We start from the raw sequence: 21,141 nt of genomic DNA on the forward strand, positions 1-21,141 counted from the left end.
GGAAATCTGTGTCAGCTGACACGTTTCAGCGGGCGAGCCTCCGCAGTTCCGCGAGCCGGTGGACGGTCACCTTTCCGCGCGCGGTGCTGATCACCCCCTGGCGGCGGAGTTCCCGTGTCACCCGCGCCCACGATTCGCGCGAAATCGCTGCTGTCATAGCGAGTTCTGCTTGCGTTCCGGGCACCGCGACTTCGATATCCGCACCGCGCCGCACGCCGTGTTGCACCGCCAGCTGCATCAGTTGCGCGGCGACGCGGCGGGTGGCCGTCCCGCCGCCGATGTCGAGCCATTGCCGTCCGACGTCGCGCATCCGGTCGGCAAGGACTTGCAGCAGCGCCCAGGAAATCGCCGCCTCGCGCCGGCACAGCGCGACGAACCGCGCGGCGGGCACGACCAGGACGTCCAGTTCGTCGAGCGCTTGCACTGTCGCCGACCTCCGTCCGCCGTCGATCACGGCCAGTTCCCCGATCACGTCGCCCGCGCCGCGGACGCCGATCACGACCTCGCGCCCGTCCGGCGTCGCGTTGGTGATCCGGACGTGCCCGGCAAGGAGGAGAAGCACCACCGAGGCCCGCTCGCCTTCGCGGCAGAGGACGTCCCCGCGCCGGTAAGCCTTGCGGACGGACAGCTCTTCGAACTTCGCGCGCTCCGCGGCGCCCAGCGCCGGCCAGAACCCGATCGTTTCCACGGCGGTCCCCCCTCCTCGTCGTCGGCCGGACCGGTCAGGCGATCAGTCCCGCTCCCGGCCGGACGGCGTCGGTGGTGCGGACCCAGCCGCGGGTCCGCTGCCCGCCGACGCGCACGCGGAAGGCGTGTGCGAAGGAGCTGCGGTCGATCCCGGCGTAGCCGTGCCGGACGACCGAGCGGTGGATCGCGTTCGAGACGACGAGCGCGAGCGGCCCCGAGGAGCTGCGCAGCCTGCGTCTCAGATCAGGGGCGTCGAGGAGACGGCAGGCGATGTCGATGTCCTCGCCGTACGGCCCGTGCGCGTCGTAGTGCACCTCGCCGGCGTGCACCGAAACGCGCAGCCGGAAGGCCAGTTCGGGCTCCTGGTCGCCGTGCCGGGCGAGCAGGTCGGCGAGCGCGGGCACCACGCGGGCGAGCAGGACCGTCTTCGGCACCTCGTCGACCGGCCGGACGAGGCACAGCGCCCCGTCGCCCCGGTCCACGAACGGATCCCGGAACTGCTCCGTGATGCCGCCGGCCCGGAACGCCTCGTCGAGCAGGGCGAACAGAACCGAACGGAGCCCGGCCCGAGCCGGGTTCGTACGGGTGGTCGACCCTTCGATGTCGACGACCACGATGGCTCGGTGTACTGGTGCCGGTACTGCTGAGGTGTCCATGACCGCCCCCTTATTTCAGGAAGCTACTGAAATCTAGTAGACTTTCACAGCAGCTACTATAAGGGTGGGCCCGTACTGAAACAATGGTGTCGCGCACACGACATCTTCGATTCAGGTGCGGGTCAAGTCCGAGATAGGCAACCCCTGAACCCTCGCCGACACTCGACCCCGGCCCGTCCGGCCACTCCGGCTTCCCGGGTGTAGAATCCCCGCCATTCACGCCTGACTGAACTTCACTGAAGGGTCTGAAGTCGTGTCTCAGCCCAACCCCGCGCTCGCCGCTCGCCTGCGTACTCTGCGCAAGGAGAGCTGGTCCGACGTGGTGCTCACCCAGAAGCAGCTCGCCGAGGCCTTCGGCGTGAGCACCGGCCTGCTGTCGTCGTGGGAGAACGTGGCGAAACCGGTGACGCCCCCGCCGCACCGCCTCGAGGCGTACGCGACCTTCTTCGCCACCCGCCGTTCGGTGCAGGGCCCCCAGCTTCATCTCCTGGACACCGAGAACCTGACGGACGACGAGCACACCGTCCGCAAGGAGCTGCTCGCGGAGCTGCAGGCGCTGCGCGGCGACCTCGACGACCCGCCGGCCCAGCCGGTGTTCGCCCCGTCGAGCCTGTGGCACTTCCCGCCGAACCAGGACATCGTCATCGTCTGCGCGCAGCTGCCGGAGAAGTACCGGATCGCCTACACCGACCCGTCCAGCCCGGACTACGTGAACCTCTACACCTACGCCGACCCGGACGCGCTGCTGGAGCTCTACGGCCACATCCGCGCGTGCAACCCGGCCAGCAACGTCACCTTCCGCACCACCGACCAGAACACGACGCTGTCGGCGGACGAGTACACCGCGCACCTGGTGCTGCTCGGCGGCGTCGACTGGAACCCGCAGACCCGCGCGCTGCTCGACCGGGTCGACGTGCCGGTCCGCCAGATCAGCCGCAAGGGCGACGAGGACCAGCTGGACACCGGGTTCGAAGTGACCCGCCCGGACGGCAGCACCCAGAGGTTCAGCGCCAAACTGCGCGACGGCATCCTGCTCGAGGACGTCGCGCACTTCTACCACGGCGTCAGCCCGCTCAACCGCAAGCGCACCGTGACCGTGTGCAACGGAATGTACGGCCGCGGCACCCTCGGGGCCGTACGAGCGCTGACCGACCGCCGTTTCCGCGACCGCAACCAGGCCTACCTCGACCAGCGCTTCGCGGGCGCGGATTCCTTCAGCATCATCAGCCGGGTCCCGGTCTTCGACAACCAGGGGCTCACCCCTGACTGGACCCTGCCCGAAAACCGGCTGCACGAGTGGCCAGAATCGAGCCTCACATGACCGCGACCGTCGCAGCGCCGGCGCAGCACACGACGCATCAGCGGCTGCTGCACCACGTCGCCGCCGAAGACGCGCCGCAGGCCAGGCTGGACGCGATCGTCGTGCCCAACGGCCGCCCCGCCGCCTATCTCAAGGACGCGTTCCGCGCCGCCCGCGAAGCCGACGCCACGCTTCTGCTGCTGTGCAGCAAGAACGCGCGCGCGACCGACGCGGTGCTCGCCGGGAAGCGCGCCGGGGTGCGAGTCCGCGCGATCGACACCGACGAGGCCGCCGGTCTCGGCGCCGTCCCGCCGTTCGCGACGAGCAAGCTGCTGCAGGCGAAGCGCCTGCTGCGCCGCACTGACACGAGCTTCAAGCGCAACCTCGGCGTGCTCGTCGCCGACCTGGCGGGCTGGCAGCGCATCCTGTTCCTCGACGACGACATCCGGCTGTTCCCGCACAAGGACATCCCGCTCCTTCGCCCGAGCAACCTGCGCGCCGCCGCGGGTCTGCTCGACCAGTACGCGGCAGCGGGCCTGGCCAACGTCGGCATGCCGGACAACTCCGTGGTGTGCCACGCCTACCGCGAGTCCGGCGGAAAACAGGACACGTTCGTCGGCGGCGGCGCACTGGCCGTCGGGCGGGCCGCGTTCTCCTCGTTCTTCCCGGACATCTACAACGAGGACTGGTTTTTTCTCCTCACCGCGACCGGATTGCGCGCCACGGCGATCACCAGCTTCGCCTACCAGCACGACTACGACCCCTTTCGCGACACGGTGCGCGCCCGGTCGGAGGAACTGGGCGACACGCTCGCCGAGGGCATCTACGGCCTGCTGGACAACGGTCTCGGCATCGCCGGCGCGGACGTCGCGTACTGGGCGGACTTCCTGGAAAGCCGCCGAGCGTTCATCCGCACCACGCTGCAGCAGGTCCAGGACGCGCCTTACCTGACCGGCGCGTACGAGAACCGGATGGTCGCGGCGCTGAAGGCCGCGCTCGGCCGCAGCCTGCTGATCGAGCCGGACCTCTGTGTTCGCTACCTGCGCGCTTGGCAACGGGACCGGGACACGTGGGAAACGCATCTGCTGTCGTTGCGCGCGCGCCACGGCGCGCCGGGCGATCCGGACGCCGCGTTCGACACGCTGGGGATCGCGGAGATCGTGCACAAGTCCTGAAGGTTCAGCGTTCGCCGCAGCCGCGGGTGGCGAGCGGCGCGGGACGGTCGTCCGGCAGCCGCTTCACCAGCACGTGGCAGCGTTCGGCTTCGAGAATCGTGCGCCCGTCCGGCGAAACGCGCTCGGCGTAGCAGACGACCGTGCCGTGACCCCAGTCGTGATAGCCGAGGCGGCGGTACAGCCTCGCGGCGCGCGTGTTGTCCGTGCGGACCGCGAGCGCGCCGAGCGCGTGACCGTGGCCGACCAAGTAATCCTCGACTGCGCGCACGAGAGCCGCGCCGATGCCGCGGTTGCGCGCGTCCGGGGCGACCTCCAGATGGTTCAGGAGCGGAACGCCCGGCAGGTGGCCGCGGATCGGCGGCTCCTCGGCGTCCTCGAGCCAGAGATACACGGCGCCGACCGGCCGCGCGGAGCACCACGCGGCGAACAGGACGCCGAGTCCCTTCGCCTGCCGGGTGAACCGGTCCTCGAAAAACCCCTGGTCGCCGAGGATCCCCGCCAGCGCCGCGAGGTCCGCCTGCTCAGCCGGCCGGATCGAGACCTCGCCCATCAACGCCGACTCCTGTCCGCGGGACCGGGGCACGCGAGCGGCAGGCCCGGGCCGCGGTCCTGATCTTGGCCGCCCGGCCTCAAGGGTAAGTGCGCGCCTGGGCACCGCGAAGACGGCGAATGCCGCAGCGCGGTCCTGCGAACGGAGCAACGGGCCGCCCTGCGCCGCCGCGCCCCTCCCCCGGTTTCCACGTCCCCAATACACCCCAGGACGCCCCGATTCAAACGGAAACCGGGCGGTAGTGCGGAAAACCGCTTCCGGTGGTGGGTTTGGCGCGCAAATGAACGGTCGGGCGGACGGGGGTCAGCGGATCCAGTCGTGTTGGCGGGTCTGTGCGGCGGTGGGAGGACCGCTGCCTGGCCGCCCCGCGCCTCGATCAGGACCAGCCGATCCAGCCGTGCTCGCAGCGGAACAACCGCTTCCCCGCCGCACGGCGCCTAGATCAGGTCCAGCGGATCCAGCTGCACCCGCACCGGTTCGACGGCTTTCCGGGCGTCCCGGCGGGCCACCGCGTCGCGCACCACTGTCGCCAGGGCGCGGCCGTCCGGGCGGGCCACCCGTACCAGTGCCCGTTCGCGTTCCGCGTTGCCCTCGTCGTCGTAGTCGCCCAGCGGGACCGGACCCAGGACCTCGCCGCTGTCCGGCAGCGGGAGGTCGTCGAGCACGCTCGCCACCGCAGCCGGGCTTCCCTCGACGCTCGCCATCCGCATCGCGGGCGGGAAACCCAGTTCCCGGCGCTGTTCCAATTCCTGGCTCGCATGCCAGCCCGGATCCCAGCGCACCAGCGCCTGCACCACCGCCAGCCCCGCCTCCGCGCCGACGATTACCCGGCCCCCGCCCGACGCGGGGCGCACCAGCGCGCCGGCGGCCATCCAGCGGCGAAGGGTTTCTTCCGCGGCACGCAGATCCTGGCGTCCGAGCAACGCCCAGCCGTCCAGCAGCAGCGCCGCGCCGTAACCGCCTTCGGCGACCGGCTCCGCGCCCGGCGTGCAGACCACCAGCGCCGGGCGGCCCGGGACGGTCGCGAGGACTTCCGTCGCGCCGGAAGTCCGGACCGGAACCCCGGGAAAAGCCCGGCCCAGTTCTTCGGCGGTGCGTTTCGCGCCGACCACCACGGCCCGCAACCGGACGGAACCGCAAGCAGGACAACGGAAAGCGGTCTCCGGGACGCCGCACCACCGGCACGCGGGCGGGCGCGGAGCACCGTCCGCCGACCCGCCGGGCAACGCCAGCGGACCGGCGCAGCGACGGCAGTGGGCGGGCGTCCGGCATTGGCCGCACGACAATCCGGGAACGTAACCCCGGCGCGGAACCTGGACCAAAGCCGGCAAACCGGCGGCGAAAGCTTGGCGCGCGGCTTCGAACGCGACCGCGGGCAGCCGGGCGACCCGGGCGGCTTCGTCGCGCGCTACGTCGAAGTCCTCGCCGACCGGGGTCACGCGCGGGGCGGCGGCGCGGAGTTCGGCGCGATCGGCCTGGATCTGTTGCGCCCAGCCGGATTCCACCAGCAGCTGCGCCTCGGCGGTCCGGGCGAATCCGCCGACCAGGAACGCCGATTTCGTGGCATGCGCCCGATCCATCAGCACATCCCGCACGTGCGGGTACGGGGCATGCGGATCCAGATGCAGATCGTCGCCGTCGTCCCACACGACGAACAGACCGGGATCGGCGACGGGCGCGAACATCGCCGCGCGAGTGCCGACCACCACGCGAACCGCGCCGCGCAGCACGGAAAGCCAGCGACGGTACCGTTCCGCCGGACCCAGCCCGGCGATCAGCGCGGCGACGCCCTGCTCCCCCACCAGTTCGATGCACGCCTCGTGGACCCGGGTGAGGTCGCGGTGGTCCGGGACTACCAGGACCGCGCCCCTGCCTTGAGCTGCCGCGGTGGCAGCCGCTTCGGCGAGGCGGCGCGGCCAGTCTTCGCCGGGGAGGGCTTGCCAGACCGCGTTCGCCTGGCGGGATTCGGCGATCGCTTCCAGGAACGCTTCGCCGCGTTGGTAACGGGACCAGGCGGAGACGTCCGGGGCCTCGGGTTTCGGGGCCGGTTCCGCGGGCGGCTCGCTTTCGGTCTTCGCGTGGCGTGGGGGCAGGGCCAGGCGCAGGACGTCGGAAAGGGTCCCGGCGTAGCGGTCGGCTACCGAGCGGCAGACGGCGTGCAGCGACGGAGGGAGGACGGGTTCGCTCGAGGTGACTCGCTCCAGGTAGGCGAGTTTCCGTTCGTACTCCGTCGTGTCGGTGCGTTCGATGAGGTAGCCGTCGACCAGCTGGCCCGCGAAACGCACCCGGACCCGGCAGCCGGGGACTGCGGATTCGTGCAGTTTTTCCGGGACCTGGTAGTCGAAGGTGCGGTCCAGGTGGGCCAACGGGATGTCTACGGCGATCTTCGCGACGGCGAGTTCGGGGGCCGGGGTTTGCTGGCCTTTTCGGGAACGGGCCGGTTTGCGGGCGGGCTTTTTCGCCGGGGTGGCCTTCGGCTCCGGAGCGGAGCGCGAAGGCTCCGGGAGGTCCCATAGGGGGGTGGGTTCGGAGCTGGTCACTTGCAGATCTCTACCAGACTGGTCCGACAGTGCGGCGGGGAGATTCCCCTTCGGGGAGGGTGCGGCGGGGCACCCCGAAGCTTGATTGTGCTGACGGCTCGGGGAGGGAGATTCCCCTTCGGGGGGAAGGTGCGGCGGGGCACCCCGAAGCTTGATTGTGCTGACGGCTCGGGGAGGGAGATTCCCCTTCGGGGGGAAGGTGCGGCGGGGCACCCCGAAGCTTGATTGTGCTGACGGCTCGGGGGTGCTTGTCAAGGCGGGAAAGATGCCTTGACAAGCACCCCCGAACCGCAGGGGAGCTTCGTATCGGGGTTGGGGGAGGGGCTGGGTGCCTCGCTCGTTGGGTGCGCTGGCTGCGGTCTGGTGGGTGGCGGTGTAGCGCCCCAATGGGGATTTTTCATCTTGTTGGTGCTGGTTAGGTGGGGTTGACGGGGCTGGTTGTGGTTGTGCTGTAACGGAGTTGCGGGGCGGGCGTGGGCCGGGCGGGAACGCGGCGGAGCCCCCGGATGTTGATCAAGTCGTGACTCGAGAAAAAACGTCCGGGGGCTCCGCTCTCACTGTCTCACAGCAGGTTCTGGCCTCGTATCGCAGCGTGCTGCCGGTGTCGCCGCCCACGATCGCGATGCTGGCCGGGTTGATCGGCCGCCGCCGCCGGGCGATCGGGTCGCGGTGGCGCAAGGCGTCCCCGGCCGAGCAGGCGGTGCTGGTGCTGGCGATGCTGCGCCACGACCAGCGCCTGCTGGACCTGTCCCGCGCCAACGCGGTGTCGGCCGCCACGCTGCGCCGCTGGCTGCTGGAGGCCATCGACCTGCTCGCGGCCCGGGCGCCGCGGCTGGGGCGGGTGCTGCGGCGGCTGGCCGCCCGCGGCGCGGCGGTGGTGCTGGCCGACGGGACCCTGATCCGCACCCGCCGCCGCACCGGCACAGACAATCGCCGCAACTACAGCGGCAAGCACAAACACCACGGCCTCAACGTCCAAGGCCTCACCGACGAACACGGACGGCTGCTGTGGGTCTCGGCCGCGCTGCCGGGCAGGACCGCCGACATCACCGCCGCCCGCCGCCACCGGCTGCGCGACCGCCTCCACGCCCACGGCCTGACCCCCGCCGCGGACAAGGGCTACCAGGGCTGGCACAAAGACGTCCGCGACACCCGCCACTGCCCGGACTGCGGCGGCCCCTGCGCGCAGATCGTGCTCACCCCGTTCAAAGCCGAAACCAACCGGCCGCTCACCGAGCCGCAGAAACAGGCCAACAGCGTGTTCAACGCGATGCGCTGCGCGGTCGAGGGCGGCTTCGCCGCCCTCAAAACCTGGCGCGTCCTCGACAAACTCCGCATCGCACCACGCCACGCCACCACCCTCGTCCGCGCCCTGCTCGTCCTCACCCAGCACGAACAAGCCGTCCGCGACACCGCCCAGCCCACCCCGGCCTGACAACTACCACACCCCGTCAACCCGCCATGAACAGCACAAACCAGGATGAAAAATCCCCAATATGGCATTGGGTGCATCCCACGCACCGAACGCCGCATTGGGTGCATCTGACGCACCCAATGCCGCATTGGGGCGCATCCGGCGGCGGTGGGTGTGGGGCGAGCGAGGCGGGGTCGTGAGGGGAACCCTGCGGGAATCAGCGGCCGTGAGGGTTCCCCTCACGGCATGCCAGCTGGCCAGCCTGCGGAAACGTGGTTGTTCGAGGTCCGTGAAGGGCTCCTTGAGGGAATCCAATTCCCTCAAGGAGCCCTTCACGGACCGAAACGGATCAGGCGCCGGCGAGTGAGCGCAGGGCGTCGGCGCGGGCGGTGCTTTCCCACGGGAGGTTCAGGTCGGGGCGGCCGAAGTGGCCGTACGCGGCGGTCGGGGCGTAGATCGGGCGCAGCAGGTCCAGGTCGCGGATGATCGCGGCGGGGCGCAGGTCGAAGACCTCGCTGATGGCCGACTGGATCTTGGTCGGGTCGACCGTTTCGGTGCCGAACGTCTCGACGAACAGGCCCACGGGAGCCGCCTTGCCGATCGCGTACGCCACCTGTACCTCGACCCGTCCGGCCAGGCCCGCGGCGACCACGTTCTTCGCCACCCAGCGCATCGCGTACGCGGCCGAACGGTCCACCTTGGACGGGTCCTTGCCGGAGAACGCGCCGCCGCCGTGGCGGGCCATGCCGCCGTAGGTGTCGACGATGATTTTGCGGCCGGTGAGCCCGGCGTCGCCCATCGGGCCGCCGATCACGAAGCGGCCGGTGGGGTTCACCAGGAGGCGGGTGCTGTCGGTGTCGAGGCCCAGTTCGGCCAGCTCCGGCTCCACGACGTGCTTGCGCACGTCGACGCCGAGCATCTGCTCCAGGTCGATCCCGTCCGCGTGCTGGGTGGACACCACGACGGTGTCGAGCCGCACCGGCTGTTCGCCCGCGTACTCGATGGTGACCTGGGTCTTGCCGTCCGGGCGCAGGTACGGCAGCACGCCGTCCTTGCGGACCGCGGTCAGCCGGCGCGACAGGCGGTGCGCGAGCGCGATCGGGAGCGGCATCAGCTCGGGCGTGTCCGAGCAGGCGTAGCCGAACATCAGGCCCTGGTCGCCCGCGCCCTGGCGGTTGATCTCGTCCTCGTCCGATTCGACCCGCGACTCGTACGCCGTGTCGACGCCCTGGGCGATGTCGGGCGACTGCGAGCCGATCGCCACGTTCACGCCGCAGGAGTTGCCGTCGAAGCCCTTGGCCGACGAGTCGTAGCCGATGCGCAGGATGACGTCCCGCACGATGGTGGGGATGTCCGCGTAAGCCTCGGTCGTGACCTCGCCCGCGACGTGCACCTGGCCCGTCGTGATCAGGGTCTCGACGGCGACCCGGCTGCGCGGGTCCTTGGTGAGCAGGCCGTCGAGGATCGAGTCGCTGATGGCGTCACAGATCTTGTCGGGGTGGCCTTCCGTCACGGATTCCGACGTGAACAGCCTCTTCGTGGACGCAGACACGACCTCGTCACTTCCCTCGGTCAAGCGATGGCGCCCCACCGGTATTTCAGGCGCTCCTGGCACAGCCCACCCTACCCAGCGGGCCTGTAGCTAGAGTCGACGTTCGATCAACGCTGTTACGGCATCCCACAATGTGGCCGCCAGCCGGGCTTTAGCGCCTTGCGAGATGACCTGCTCGGTGCCGTCCGCGGCGAGCAGCCAGCCCGAATTGTCCTCGGTGCCGAAGGCTTTGCCGTCGCCGACCGCGTTGACCACGAGCAGATCCGCGCCCTTGCGGCGGAGCTTGGCGCGGGCGTGGTCGAGCACACTGCCGTTCTCGTCGCCGGTTTCCGCGGCGAAGCCCACCACGATCTGCCCGGAACGCCGTTCTCGCACCAATTCGGCGAGGATGTCGGCGTTGCGGTCGAGCGTGATGACCGGGTCCGGGCTGTCGTCGGACTTCTTGATCTTGTGGTCGGCCAGCGTCGCGGGCCGGAAATCCGCGACCGCGGCGGCCATCACGACCACATCCGCCTCCGCCGCGGCGGCGTGCACCGCTTTGCGCATTTCCTCCGCAGTGGACACGCGCTGCAGCGTCGCGCCCGCCGGGGACGGCAGTTCGTCGGTGTGCCCGGCGACCAGCGTCACCTCGGCGCCGCGCTGCGCGGCGACCCGGGCGAGCGCGAAGCCCTGTTTGCCGGACGAGCGATTGCCCAGGAAGCGGACCGGGTCCAGCGGTTCGCGGGTGCCGCCCGCGGAGATCACCACGCGCAGGCCTTCGAGGTCCCGCGGCAGCGCGCGCGGCTCGGCGAGCAGCAGCCGGGCCAGGTCGACGATCTCGGCCGGGTCGGCGAGCCGTCCCTTGCCGGTGTCGACGCCCGTCAACCGGCCCGCAGCGGGTTCGGTGACGACCATGCCGCGCGAGCGCAGCAGCGCCACGTTGTCGCGGGTGGCCGGGTGCTCCCACATCTCGGTGTGCATCGCCGGGAAGAAGGCGACCGGGCACCGGGCGGTGAGCAGGGTGTTGGTGAGGAGGTCGTCGGCGAGCCCGTGCGCGGCCTTGGCCAGCAGGTTCGCGGTCGCCGGGACGACCAGCACGAGGTCGGCCCCTTTGCCGACCCGCACGTGCTGCACCTCGGGCACCTCGGTGAAGACCCCGGTGTGCACCGGGTTCCCGGACAGTGCCTCGAAGGTCGCCGCGCCGACGAAGTTCAGCGCGGCCTCGGTGGGCACGACGCGGACGTCGTGCCCGGATTCGGTGAGGCCCCGCAGGACCTCGCACGCCTTGTAGGCGGCGATGCCGCCGCCCACGCCCAGGACGACCCTGGGCTTGGCGTCATTCACCCTCGGTGTGCTCGAGCAGCCCGCCGTGGATCTCGCGCAGCGCGATCGACAGCGGCTTCTCGCGGGGGCCGGGCTCGACCAGCGGGCCCACGTACTCCAGCAGGCCCTCGCCCAGCTGCGCGTAGTAGTCATTGATCTGCCGGGCCCGCTTGGCCGAGTAGATCACCAGCGCGTACTTCGAGGAGACCTTCTCGAGCAGGTCGTCGATCGGCGGGTTGGTGATGCCTTCGAGCTCTTCCAGCGTCGCCTGTTGCACAGTCACTCGTGGTGCTCCGTATCGTCACATCGATCGGCGGCAGAATCGCCACCGCCGGTAATCAAGTCTAGCAACCGCCGCGCGGCGACCTCGACGTCGGCGTTCACGACCCGTTCGTCGAACTCCCCCGCCGCGGCCAGTTCGCGTTCCGCCTCGGCCAGCCGGGCGGCCACCGCGGCCTCGGTCTCGGTGCCCCGGCCGGTGAGCCTGCCGACCAGTTCCTCCCAGGACGGCGGCATCAGCATGACCAGCCGCGCCTCCGGCATCGCGGCCCGGACCTGGCGCGCGCCCTGCAGTTCGATCTCCAGCACCGCCGGACGGCCGTCCGCCAGCGCCTTCTCGACCGGCTCGCGCGGCGTCCCGTACCGGTTGCCCGCGAACTCGGCCCATTCCAGCAGCCGGTTCCCGGCCACCATCCGGTCGAATTCGGCGGAATCCACGAAGTGGTAATGGTTTCCGTCGACCTCGCCCGGCCGCGGCGCCCGCGTCGTCACCGAAACGCTGAAGTACAGGTTCGGCTCGAGCCGGCGCAGCTGTCCCACCACACTCGACTTCCCGACGCCGGAAGGGCCGGAGACGACCGTGAGCCGGGGGCGGGAGATGTCCCCCGCCACCGGCTCACTGCCGCGGTCGGCGCCCCGGGTCACCGGGTAGTCCTGACCGACGCCGCTCACTCGCCGCTGAACTCGGCCAGCAGCGCCTTGCGCTGCCGGTCGCCGAGCCCGCGGAGCCTGCGGCTGGGGGCGATCTCCAGTCGTTCCATCGTCTGCTGGGCACGGACCTTGCCGACGCCGGGGAGCGCCTCGAGCAAGGCCGAAACCTTCATCTTGCCGAGGACTTCGTTCTCCTCGGCCTGCTTCAGCACGTCGACCAGAGTGGTACCGCCCCGCTTCAGCCGCTCCTTCAGCTCAGCACGGATGCGGCGGGCGGCGGCGGCCTTCTCCAGCGCCGCAGCACGCTGTTCCTCTGTCAGCTGGGGAAGTGCCACGTTTTCCTCCGGTAGTTCTCACATCTGGGTGGGTGACGCGACGGTACCCACCCCTGAGCAGGGGCCACAATGCGGGGGTGGCTGGTGGAGCGCGATTCCGGGGCCTGCTATTGGCCTTTTCCGCGCAGTCCCGCCAACCGGCCGTTCACCTCTTGGGCCGCACGGCGTAACGCCGCCGGGTCCGGGCCGTGCCGCAGCAGGTCGCGCGAAGACGCCGGGAGCAGGCCAGGGAGGCCTTCCCCGAAGACTGCCCGCAAATCCGCCTCGGTTGCCCCCTGCGCCCCGAAACCGGGCGCGAGCACCGGTCCGTTGAGCCGGCTCAGGTCGACTTCCCCAGGAGCCACAGTGGCCCCTACGACCACGCCGACGTCGCCGTACGGCTCAGCACCTGCGTTGTGGTCCGCCGCAGCGTCTACGACGCTCTGAGCGACCGTACGGCCGTCTTCGAGCCGCGCGCGCTGCAACGCGTCCGCTTCCGGGTTGGACGTGCGCGCGAGCACGAAGAGCCCGTTGCCCGCTTCGCGCGCCGCCACGACAGCCGCGTCGAGCGCGCCGAAGCCGAGGTACGGCGACACCGTGGCCGCGTCGGCGGTGAAAGCCGCCTTTTCGGCCACGTACGCCGCCGTGTAGGCCGCCATGGTCGAGCCGATGTCACCGCGCTTCACGTCCAGCAGGACGAGCGCTCCGGCGTCGTGAGCGACGTCCACGACGCGTTCGAGCACCGCCACCCCGGCGGGCCCGAACGCCTCGAAGAACGCCGACTGCGGCTTCACGATCGCCGCCACCTCGCCCAGCACCTCCGCGGCGCTGAGCGCGAAGCGTTCGAGCCCGCTCGCGTCGAGCGGCAAGCCCCACGCCTCGATCAGGCCCGGATGCGGGTCGATCCCGGCGCACAGCGACCCGCGCGCGGCCACCGCTTCGGCGAGCCGCGCCCCGAATCGCGCGGTCACGACGTCGCCTTCAGCGCCGCCTGGAGGTCCTGCAGGCTGCGCACGCCGATGTCGCCGCGGATAAGCGCTTCGATGCCGTGCACGGCCGCCGCGGCACCCTGCACCGTGGTGACGCACGGAATGTCGCGCGACACCGCGGCAGTCCGGATTTCGTAACCGTCCACGCGCGGTCCGCTGTTTCCGTACGGCGTGTTGATCACCATGTTGACGTCGCCGGCGAGGATCACGTCGACGATGTTCGGCTCGCTGGTGCCCGGGTCTGGCTCGGAGTGCTTGCGCACCACCGAACAGGCAACTCCGTTGCGCCGCAACACTTCCGCGGTGCCGGAGGTGGCGAGGATCTCGAAGCCGAGATCGGCCAGCCGCTTCACCGGGAAGACCAGCGAACGCTTGTCGCGGTTGGCGACGGAGACGAATACCCGGCCCGAGGTGGGCAGCGATCCGTAGGCGCCGCTTTGCGATTTCGCGAATGCTTTCCCGAAGGAGGTGTCGACGCCCATGACTTCGCCGGTGGATTTCATTTCCGGGCCGAGCAGGGAGTCGACGCCGTGTCCTTCCGGCGTGCGGAACCGGTGGAAGGGCAGCACGGCTTCCTTGACCGCGACCGGGGAGTCGGCGGGCATCCGGCCGCCGTCGCCCTCGGCGGGCAGGACTCCGCTGGCGCGCAGGTCCTTGATCGTCGAGCCGGTCATCACCAGCGCCGCGGCCTTCGCCAGCGGGACGGCGGTGGCCTTGGACACGAACGGGACGGTGCGCGAGGCACGCGGGTTCGCCTCCAGGACGTACAGCACGTCGTCCTTGAGCGCGTACTGCACGTTGAGCAGACCGCGGACGCCGACGCCGCGCGCGATGGCCTCGGTGGAGCGGCGGACCGCGTCGAGGTCCTGCGCGCCGAGGGTGATCGGCGGCAGCGCGCAGGAGGAGTCGCCGGAGTGGATCCCGGCTTCCTCGATGTGCTCCATCACGCCGCCGAGGTAGAGGTCCTCGCCGTCGAACAGCGCGTCGACGTCGATCTCGATCGCGTCGTCGAGGAACCGGTCGACCAGCACCGGGTGCTCCGGGGTGACCTCGGTCGCGCGGCGGATGTAGCCGGCCAGGGACTCCTCGTCGTAGACGATCTCCATGCCGCGCCCGCCCAGCACGTAGGACGGGCGGACCAGGACCGGGTAGCCGATCTCGTCGGCGATCCGCTTCGCGCCCTCGAACGAGGTCGCCGTCCCGTACTTCGGCGCGGGCAGCCCGGCGGCGGTGAGGACCTCGCCGAACGCGCCGCGGTCCTCGGCCAGGTCGATCGCCTCCGGCGGCGTCCCGACCACCGGCACCCCGGCGTCGGCGAGGCGCTGCGCGAGCCCGAGCGGGGTCTGCCCGCCCAGCTGCACGATCACGCCGGCGACCGTGCCGGACTGCTGCTCGGCGTGCACGACCTCCAGCACGTCCTCGAACGACAGCGGCTCGAAGTACAGCCGGTCGCTGGTGTCGTAGTCGGTGGACACGGTTTCCGGGTTGCAGTTGACCATCACGGCCTCGAACCCGGCCTCGCGCAACGCGATCGCCGCGTGCACGCAGGAGTAGTCGAACTCGATGCCCTGCCCGATCCGGTTCGGCCCGGAGCCGAGGATCAGCACCTTCGGCTTGTCCGACTGGACCGCGACCTCGGAGGTTGCGGCGGGGTCGGTCTCGTAGGCCGAGTAGTGGTACGGGGTCTTCGCCGCGAACTCCGCCGCGCAGGTGTCGACCGTCTTGAACACCGGCCGCACCCCCAGCCGGTGCCGCAGCGCCCGCACGCCGTCCTCGCCCGCCAGCTCCGGCCGCAGCGCGGCGATCTGGCGGTCGGACAGGCCGGTGCGCTTCGCCCGCCGCAGCAGGTCGCCGTCCAGCACCGGTGCGTCGCGGACCTCAGCGCCGACCTCGCCGATGAGGGCGATCTGGTCGATGAACCACGGGTCGATCCCCGACGCCTCGTGCACCTGCTCGACGGTCGCGCCGAGGCGCAGCGCCAGCTCCACCTCGTAGAGACGGCCTTCGTGCGGGGTGCGCAGCGAGTCCAGCGTGGACTCGACCGTCGCGCCCTCGGGGTCGGGCTGGGTCCAGAACCCGGTCGCCTTGGTCTCGATCGACCGCATCGCCTTCCCGAGGGCTTCGGGGAAGCTGCGGCCGAACGACATCGCCTCGCCGACCGACTTCATGGTCGTGGTCAGCGTCGGGTCCGCGCCGGGGAACTTCTCGAACGCGAACCGCGGGACCTTCACCACCACGTAGTCCAGCGCGGGCTCGAACGACGCCGGGGTCTCGCCGGTGATGTCGTTGCGGATCTCGTCGAGGGTGTAGCCGATCGCCAGCTTCGCCGCGATCTTCGCGATCGGGAAACCCGTCGCCTTCGACGCCAGCGCGGACGAACGGGACACGCGCGGGTTCATCTCGATCACGACCATCCGGCCGTCGTCCGGGTTGAACGCGAACTGGATGTTGCAGCCGCCGGTGTCCACGCCGACCTCGCGCAGCACCGCGATCCCGACGTCCCGCATCACCTGGTACTCGCGGTCGGTCAGCGTCATCGTCGGCGCGACGGTGACCGAGTCGCCGGTGTGCACGCCCATCGCGTCCACGTTCTCGATCGAGCACACGACCACCACGTTGTCGTGCTTGTCGCGCATCAGCTCGAGCTCGTACTCCTTCCAGCCGAGCACGCTCTCCTCGATCAGCACCTCGGTCACCGGGGACTCCGTGAGCCCGGTCGACGCCAGCCGCTCCAGGTCTTCGGGCGTGTGCGCCATGCCCGAGCCGAGGCCGCCCATCGTGAACGACGGCCGGATGACCACCGGCAGCCCGAGTTCCTCGACCGTGGAACGAACCTCGTCCATGTCGTGGCACACCCGGCTGCGCGGCACGTCCGCGCCGACCGTGCGCACGATGTCCTTGAACTTCTGCCGGTCCTCGCCCCGCTGGATCGCGTCGATGTCCGCGCCGATCAGCTCCACGCCGTACTTCTCCAGCACGCCGCGCTCGTGCAGGGCGACCGCGCAGTTCAGCGCGGTCTGCCCGCCCAGCGTCGCCAGCAGCGCGTCCGGGCGCTCCGCCGCGATGACCTTCTCCACGAAGTCCGGCGTCACCGGCTCGATGTAGGTCGCGTCCGCGAACTCCGGATCCGTCATGATCGTCGCCGGGTTCGAGTTCACCAGCGACACCCGCAGGCCCTCGGCCCGCAGCACCCGGCAGGCCTGCGTGCCCGAGTAGTCGAACTCGGCCGCCTGCCCGATCACGATCGGCCCGGAGCCGATCACCAGCACGTGCTGGATGTCCGTCCTCTTCGGCATCAGGCCTTCTTCTCCATCAACTCAACGAATTCATCGAACAGGGGCGCGGCGTCGTGCGGACCCGCGGCCGCTTCGGGGTGGTACTGCACGGAAAACGCGGGCACGTCGAACGCGCGCACGCCCTCGACCGTGTCGTCGTTCGGGCAGTAGTGGCTGATCTGCGCGGCCCCGTAAGGGGAATCGAAGCGCTGGCCCGGCTCGCCTTCGAGGGCGAAACCGTGGTTCTGCGCGGTGATCGCGACCCGGCCGGTCGCCACGTCGATCACCGGGATGTTGATGCCCCGGTGGCCGTAGCGCATCTTGTAGGTGCCCAAACCCAAGGCGCGGCCGAGGATCTGGTTGCCGAAACAAATCCCGAACAGCGGAATCCGCTGCTCCAGAACGGTTTTCGTCAACGCCGTCGCGTGCGCGGTCGTCGCCGGGTCGCCCGGGCCGTTGGACAGGAACACCCCGTCCGGCTCCAGCGCCAGCAGTTCCTCCGCGCTCGTGCTCGACGGCAGCACGTGCACCTCGATGCCCCGCTGCGTCATCAGCCGCGGCGTGTTCGACTTGATCCCCAGGTCCAGCGCCGCGACCCGGAACCGGCGTTCGCCTTGCGCTTCAACGACATACGGCTTGTCCGTGGAGACCTCGCCCGCGAGGTCCGCGCCCTTCATCGGGGGGCTCGCCAGGACCTCCGCGACCATCTGCTCGTCGCTGCCCAGCGCGTCGCCGGAGAACACGCCCGCGCGCATCGCGCCCTGCTCGCGCAGATGCCGCGTCAGCGTCCGGGTATCCACTTCGGAAATCCCGACCACGCCCTGGCGGACCAGCTCGTCGTCCAGCGTGCGCTTCGCCCGCCAGTTCGACGGCGTGCGCGCGGGATCCCGCACCACGTAACCGGAAACCCAGATCCGGGCCGATTCGTCGTCCTCGTCGTTCCAGCCCGTGTTGCCGATCTGCGGCGCGGTCTGCACCACGATCTGCCGGTGGTAGGACGGATCGGTCAGCGTTTCCTGGTAGCCCGTCATGCCGGTGCAGAACACCGCCTCGCCCAGGGTCCGCCCGCGCGCGCCGTATGCCGCGCCGCGGAACACCCGGCCGTCTTCGAGAACCAGGGCGGCGGGGCCGCGAGTGCCGGTGCTCACTGGGCACCTCCCTTGATGTCGTGATCGGAAAGTTCGTTGATCCACAATGGATAGTCGTCGAGATCGTCGCCGCGGAACCCGGTGTCCAGCGCGACGTCACCGAGCTGCCAGGTGATCACCAGCAGCACGTCGGTGCCGGTGACCTTCCCGGCGAGCCGGGAGTCGCGGCGGATCCCGGTGATCGAGGCGCGCGGGATCCAGAAGTCCGGGAGCCCGCCGCGTTCCACGGCCACCCCGTCCGGGTGCAGCCGCCAGACCGCGCCGGACCGCGGGCCCGCGCCGCGCGTGACGATGCGGTCCTGCCAGTTGCCCGCGGTCGTGGTGCCCACGTACACGCCCGTCGATTCCAACTGGAATTCGCCGGGGTCGGCCGGGATTTCCGGGAACGGGGCGATCCGCGCGCTCTGCGAACGCGCCTTGCGCCGCCAGCCCATCCACATGCCCCACAGGCACAGCAGGAAGAACGCGACGATCCCCAGAGTCAGCAGCAACCGCTCCATCAGCAGATCTTCCCCTCGCGCGCGGTGATCCGCCCGCGCAGCAGGGTCGCCGTCACCACGCCGGGCAACCGCATTCCCTCGTACGGGGTGTTGGCCGCGATGCTGGCCAGTTCGGCCCCGCGCACGGTCCATTCGGCGTCCGGGTCGACCAGCGTCAGGTTCGCCGGTTCGCCCGCTTCGATCGGACGGCCGTGCCCGGACAGGTTCCCGATCTCCGCGGGCCGCTCGCTCATCACGCGGGCGACGCCGCGCCAGTCGAGCAGGCCGGTCTTGACCATCGTCTCGACGACCACCGACAGCGCGGTCTGCAGGCCGAGCATGCCGGGCCGGGCCGCGGCCCACTCGGTGTCCTTGTCCTGCACCGCGTGCGGCGCGTGGTCGGTGGCGACGCAGTCCACGACGCCCTCGGCCAGCGCGGCGCGCAGCTTCTCCGCGTCGCCGCCGGTGCGCAGCGGCGGGTTGACCTTGTTGACCGGGTCGTAGGTCTCCAGCCGGTCGTCGGTCAGCAGCAGGTGGTGCGGCGTGACCTCGGCCGACACCTTCGTGCCGCGTTCCTTCGCCCAGCGCAGGACGTCGACCGTGCCCGCGGTGGAGACGTGGCAGACGTGCAGCCGCGCGTTCGCGTGCAGCGCCAGCAGGCAGTCGCGCGCGACGATCGATTCCTCCGCCGAAGCCGGCCAGCCCGCGTAGCCCAGCCGCGACGCCTGCTCGCCCTCGTGCGCCTGCGCGCCGACGGTGAGCCGCGGTTCTTCGGCGTGCTGGGCGATCACCGCGTCGAGCGCGGTCGAGTACTCCAGCGCGCGGCGCATCAGCAGCGGGTCCGCGACGCACACGCCGTCGTCGGAGAAGACCCGCACCGCCGCGGTGCCCTTGGCCATCGTGCCCAGTTCGGCGAGCTTCTCGCCCTTGAGCCCGACGGTGACCGCGCCGACCGGGTGGACGTCGACCAGGCCGACCTCCTGCCCGCGCCGCCACACGTGGTCGGTGACGAGCGCGTTGTCGGCGACCGGATCGGTGTTGGCCATGGCGAACACGGCGGTGTAGCCGCCGAGCGCGGCCGCGGCGGATCCGCTGTCGATGGTCTCGGTGTCTTCGCGCCCCGGCTCGCGCAGGTGCGTGTGCAGGTCGACGAATCCGGGCAGCAGGACCTGGCCCTCGGCGTCGAGCACCTCGGCGCCCTCGGGAACGTCCACCTCGCCGATCGCGGCGATCACGCCGTCCTCGACCAGGACGTCCACCGGCTCGCCCTCGCCGTACGGGCGGGCACCCTTGATCACGATGCTCACGCGGCAGCTCCTTCACTGGCCAGCAGGTGGTAGAGGACCGCCATGCGCACGTGGACGCCGTTGCGGACCTGTTCGGTAATGGCTGAGGAGGGGGAATCCGCGACCGCGGAGGCGATCTCCATGCCGCGCAGCATCGGGCCGGGGTGCAGCACGACGGCGTGGTCCGGCAGCAGCGCCTGGCGGCGCTCGGAAAGCCCATAGGAGATCGAATACTCGCGCGCGGACGGGAAGAACCCGCCGTGCATCCGTTCCGCTTGGACGCGCAGCATCATCACCGCGTCGACCGCGGGCAGTTCGGCGTCGAGGTCGTGCGACACGGTGACCGGCAGCTTTTCGACGCCGACCGGCAGCAGCGTCGGCGGCGCGACGAGCACCACCTCCGCGCCGAGGGTGCTGAGCAGGTGGATGTTCGAGCGCGCGACCCGGCTGTGCAGGACGTCGCCGACGATCGCGATCCGCCGGTCCTTCAGGGAACCGAGACGTTCGCGCAGCGTCGCCGCGTCCAGCAGCGCCTGGGTGGGGTGCTCGTGCATGCCGTCGCCCGCGTTGACCACCGCGGTGCCCGGGCCGGCGAGCCAGCCCGACAGCCGGTGCGCGGCCCCCGAGGCGGGGTGCCGGATGATCACGCAGTCGGCGCCCGCGGCGGCCAGTGTGAGCGCGGTGTCCCGCAGCGATTCGCCCTTGTTCACCGAGGAACTGGACGCCGAGACGTTGATCACGTCCGCGCTCATCCACTTCCCGGCGATCTCGAACGACACCCGCGTGCGCGTCGAGTTTTCGTAGAACAGCGTGATCACGGTGCGGCCGCGCAGCGTCGGCAGCTTCTTGACCTCGCGGCCGAGCAGCGTGTGCTTCAGCTCGTCGGCGGTGTCGAGCACGGCGGTCGCGGTGTCCGCGTCGAGCCCGTCGGTGGCGAGCAGGTGCTTCACCGGGTTTCTCCTTCCGGCGCGCGCAGCAGCACCGCGTCCCGGCCGTCGGTTTCGGACAGCAGCACGGAGACGCCTTCGGCGCGCGCGGTGGGCACGTTCTTGCCGACGTAGTCGGCGCGGATCGGCAGCTCGCGGTGGCCGCGGTCGACGAGCACGGCGAGCTGGACGGCACGCGGGCGGCCGTGGTCGCGCAGGGCGTCGAGGGCGGCGCGGATGGTGCGGCCGGAGAACAGGACGTCGTCGACGAGGATGACGACCCGGTTGTCGATCCCGCCCGGCGGCAGCTGCGTCTGCTCGAGCGCGCGCGGCGGACGGCGGCGGAGATCGTCGCGGTAGAGGGTGACGTCGAGGGCGCCGTGCGGCGGCTCGGCCCCGGCGAACTCGCCGATCTTCCCGGCGAGGCGCGCGGCGAGCGGAGTGCCGCGGGTGGGGATGCCGAGCAGCACCGGGTACTGCTCAGGCGGACCGGCTCCGAGAGCGGTCTTCTCGATGACCTGGTGGGCCATCCTCGCGATCGTGCGCGCGACATCGCCGGCAGAAAGCAGCTCGCGCTCTCCCGCCGGCTCCGCCGCGCCACGCGGACGTGACGACAAG

19 protein-coding genes are annotated in these 21,141 nt (G+C 70.8%); 3 read left to right on the forward strand and 16 right to left on the reverse strand.

Features of this window, described 5'->3' with window-relative positions; all coding sequences use genetic code 11:
- Positions 1-25: 25 nt before the first annotated feature.
- Entirely contained in the window at positions 26-688 is a 663-nt protein-coding gene (locus tag DMP23_RS03495; protein ID WP_043838216.1) for a cyclic nucleotide-binding domain-containing protein, read from the reverse strand.
- A 34-nt stretch (positions 689-722) separates the two neighbouring features.
- Positions 723-1,343, reverse strand: a complete 621-nt coding sequence (locus DMP23_RS03500; protein WP_037814607.1) for a hypothetical protein — start codon at positions 1,341-1,343, stop codon at positions 723-725.
- A gap of 253 nt (positions 1,344-1,596) precedes the next feature.
- On the opposite strand from DMP23_RS03500, the gene DMP23_RS03505 reads away from it, so the two are divergent.
- Entirely contained in the window at positions 1,597-2,664 is a 1,068-nt protein-coding gene (locus DMP23_RS03505) for a helix-turn-helix domain-containing protein (RefSeq protein ID WP_134730950.1), read from the forward strand.
- Positions 2,661-3,818, forward strand: a complete 1,158-nt coding sequence (locus DMP23_RS03510) for a hypothetical protein (RefSeq protein ID WP_337820149.1) — start codon at positions 2,661-2,663, stop codon at positions 3,816-3,818. The genes DMP23_RS03505 and DMP23_RS03510 overlap by 4 nt, the downstream gene beginning before the upstream one ends.
- A gap of 4 nt (positions 3,819-3,822) precedes the next feature.
- Here DMP23_RS03510 and DMP23_RS03515 read toward each other — a convergent pair whose 3' ends face one another.
- Both DMP23_RS03515 and DMP23_RS03520 read right to left on the reverse strand, forming a co-directional pair.
- Positions 3,823-4,368, reverse strand: a complete 546-nt coding sequence (locus DMP23_RS03515) for a GNAT family N-acetyltransferase (protein ID WP_134730954.1) — start codon at positions 4,366-4,368, stop codon at positions 3,823-3,825.
- 437 nt (positions 4,369-4,805) lie between these two features.
- A complete protein-coding gene (locus DMP23_RS03520) occupies positions 4,806-6,908 on the reverse strand; it encodes a primosomal protein N' (protein ID WP_337820150.1) in 2,103 nt (700 codons plus the stop codon).
- 601 nt (positions 6,909-7,509) lie between these two features.
- Between DMP23_RS03520 and DMP23_RS03525 the strand changes: the two genes are divergently transcribed.
- Positions 7,510-8,343, forward strand: coding sequence for a transposase family protein (locus DMP23_RS03525; RefSeq protein ID WP_337819958.1), 834 nt, complete (start codon positions 7,510-7,512; stop codon positions 8,341-8,343).
- 328 nt (positions 8,344-8,671) lie between these two features.
- Here the strand turns inward: DMP23_RS03525 and metK are convergent, their stop codons facing one another.
- The 12 genes from metK to pyrR all read right to left on the reverse strand — a co-directional run bounded on the left by metK (position 8,672) and on the right by pyrR (position 21,140).
- On the reverse strand, positions 8,672-9,874 hold the full coding sequence (gene metK, locus DMP23_RS03530) for a methionine adenosyltransferase (protein ID WP_037819197.1): 1,203 nt from the start codon (positions 9,872-9,874) through the stop codon (positions 8,672-8,674).
- Positions 9,875-9,964: 90 nt separating this feature from the next.
- Positions 9,965-11,197 carry a bifunctional phosphopantothenoylcysteine decarboxylase/phosphopantothenate--cysteine ligase CoaBC gene (gene coaBC, locus DMP23_RS03535; protein ID WP_337820151.1) on the reverse strand — a complete coding sequence of 411 codons (1,233 nt, stop codon included), beginning with the start codon at positions 11,195-11,197 and terminating at the stop codon, positions 9,965-9,967.
- Positions 11,190-11,459, reverse strand: a complete 270-nt coding sequence (rpoZ, locus tag DMP23_RS03540; protein ID WP_020658117.1) for a DNA-directed RNA polymerase subunit omega — start codon at positions 11,457-11,459, stop codon at positions 11,190-11,192. The genes coaBC and rpoZ overlap by 8 nt, the downstream gene beginning before the upstream one ends.
- Positions 11,456-12,127 carry a guanylate kinase gene (gene gmk / locus DMP23_RS03545; protein ID WP_037818934.1) on the reverse strand — a complete coding sequence of 224 codons (672 nt, stop codon included), beginning with the start codon at positions 12,125-12,127 and terminating at the stop codon, positions 11,456-11,458. The genes rpoZ and gmk overlap by 4 nt, the downstream gene beginning before the upstream one ends.
- On the reverse strand, positions 12,124-12,441 hold the full coding sequence (gene mihF, locus DMP23_RS03550; RefSeq protein WP_003096398.1) for an integration host factor, actinobacterial type: 318 nt from the start codon (positions 12,439-12,441) through the stop codon (positions 12,124-12,126). Before mihF ends, gmk begins: the two co-directional genes overlap by 4 nt.
- Before the next feature lie 107 nt (positions 12,442-12,548).
- Positions 12,549-13,391: an orotidine-5'-phosphate decarboxylase gene (gene pyrF / locus DMP23_RS03555; RefSeq protein ID WP_337820152.1), complete on the reverse strand. Its 843-nt coding sequence runs from the start codon at positions 13,389-13,391 to the stop codon at positions 12,549-12,551.
- Complete coding sequence (carB, locus tag DMP23_RS03560) at positions 13,388-16,705, reverse strand: carbamoyl-phosphate synthase large subunit (RefSeq protein WP_337820153.1); 3,318 nt, start codon at positions 16,703-16,705, stop codon at positions 13,388-13,390. Before carB ends, pyrF begins: the two co-directional genes overlap by 4 nt.
- A complete protein-coding gene (gene carA / locus DMP23_RS03565; RefSeq protein WP_337820154.1) occupies positions 16,705-17,832 on the reverse strand; it encodes a glutamine-hydrolyzing carbamoyl-phosphate synthase small subunit in 1,128 nt (375 codons plus the stop codon). The genes carB and carA overlap by 1 nt, the downstream gene beginning before the upstream one ends.
- Positions 17,829-18,332 carry a PH-like domain-containing protein gene (locus DMP23_RS03570; protein WP_134666309.1) on the reverse strand — a complete coding sequence of 168 codons (504 nt, stop codon included), beginning with the start codon at positions 18,330-18,332 and terminating at the stop codon, positions 17,829-17,831. Before DMP23_RS03570 ends, carA begins: the two co-directional genes overlap by 4 nt.
- The gene (locus DMP23_RS03575; RefSeq protein WP_238607444.1) at positions 18,332-19,618 is read right to left on the reverse strand and encodes a dihydroorotase; all 1,287 of its coding nucleotides are present in this window, start codon (positions 19,616-19,618) and stop codon (positions 18,332-18,334) included. Before DMP23_RS03575 ends, DMP23_RS03570 begins: the two co-directional genes overlap by 1 nt.
- Positions 19,615-20,547, reverse strand: coding sequence for an aspartate carbamoyltransferase catalytic subunit (locus DMP23_RS03580; protein WP_037818941.1), 933 nt, complete (start codon positions 20,545-20,547; stop codon positions 19,615-19,617). Before DMP23_RS03580 ends, DMP23_RS03575 begins: the two co-directional genes overlap by 4 nt.
- Positions 20,544-21,140 (reverse strand): bifunctional pyr operon transcriptional regulator/uracil phosphoribosyltransferase PyrR, encoded by a 597-nt coding sequence (pyrR, locus tag DMP23_RS03585; protein WP_009075803.1) that lies wholly within the window; start codon positions 21,138-21,140, stop codon positions 20,544-20,546. The genes DMP23_RS03580 and pyrR overlap by 4 nt, the downstream gene beginning before the upstream one ends.
- Position 21,141: the final 1 nt, after the last annotated feature.

This window comes from Amycolatopsis sp. A1MSW2902, assembly GCF_017312175.1.
Classification (GTDB): domain Bacteria; phylum Actinomycetota; class Actinomycetes; order Mycobacteriales; family Pseudonocardiaceae; genus Amycolatopsis; species Amycolatopsis nivea.

What these genes read in the sequence shown, in the direction of transcription:
- DMP23_RS03500 (WP_037814607.1), bottom strand. Translation starts at nt 1,343, where the DNA reads ATGGACACCTCAGCAGTACCGGCACCAGTACACCGAGCCATCGTGGTC.
- carB (WP_337820153.1), bottom strand. Translation starts at nt 16,705, where the DNA reads ATGCCGAAGAGGACGGACATCCAGCACGTGCTGGTGATCGGCTCCGGG.
- DMP23_RS03515 (WP_134730954.1), bottom strand. Translation starts at nt 4,368, where the DNA reads ATGGGCGAGGTCTCGATCCGGCCGGCTGAGCAGGCGGACCTCGCGGCG.
- DMP23_RS03510 (WP_337820149.1), top strand. Translation starts at nt 2,661, where the DNA reads ATGACCGCGACCGTCGCAGCGCCGGCGCAGCACACGACGCATCAGCGG.
- DMP23_RS03570 (WP_134666309.1), bottom strand. Translation starts at nt 18,332, where the DNA reads ATGGAGCGGTTGCTGCTGACTCTGGGGATCGTCGCGTTCTTCCTGCTG.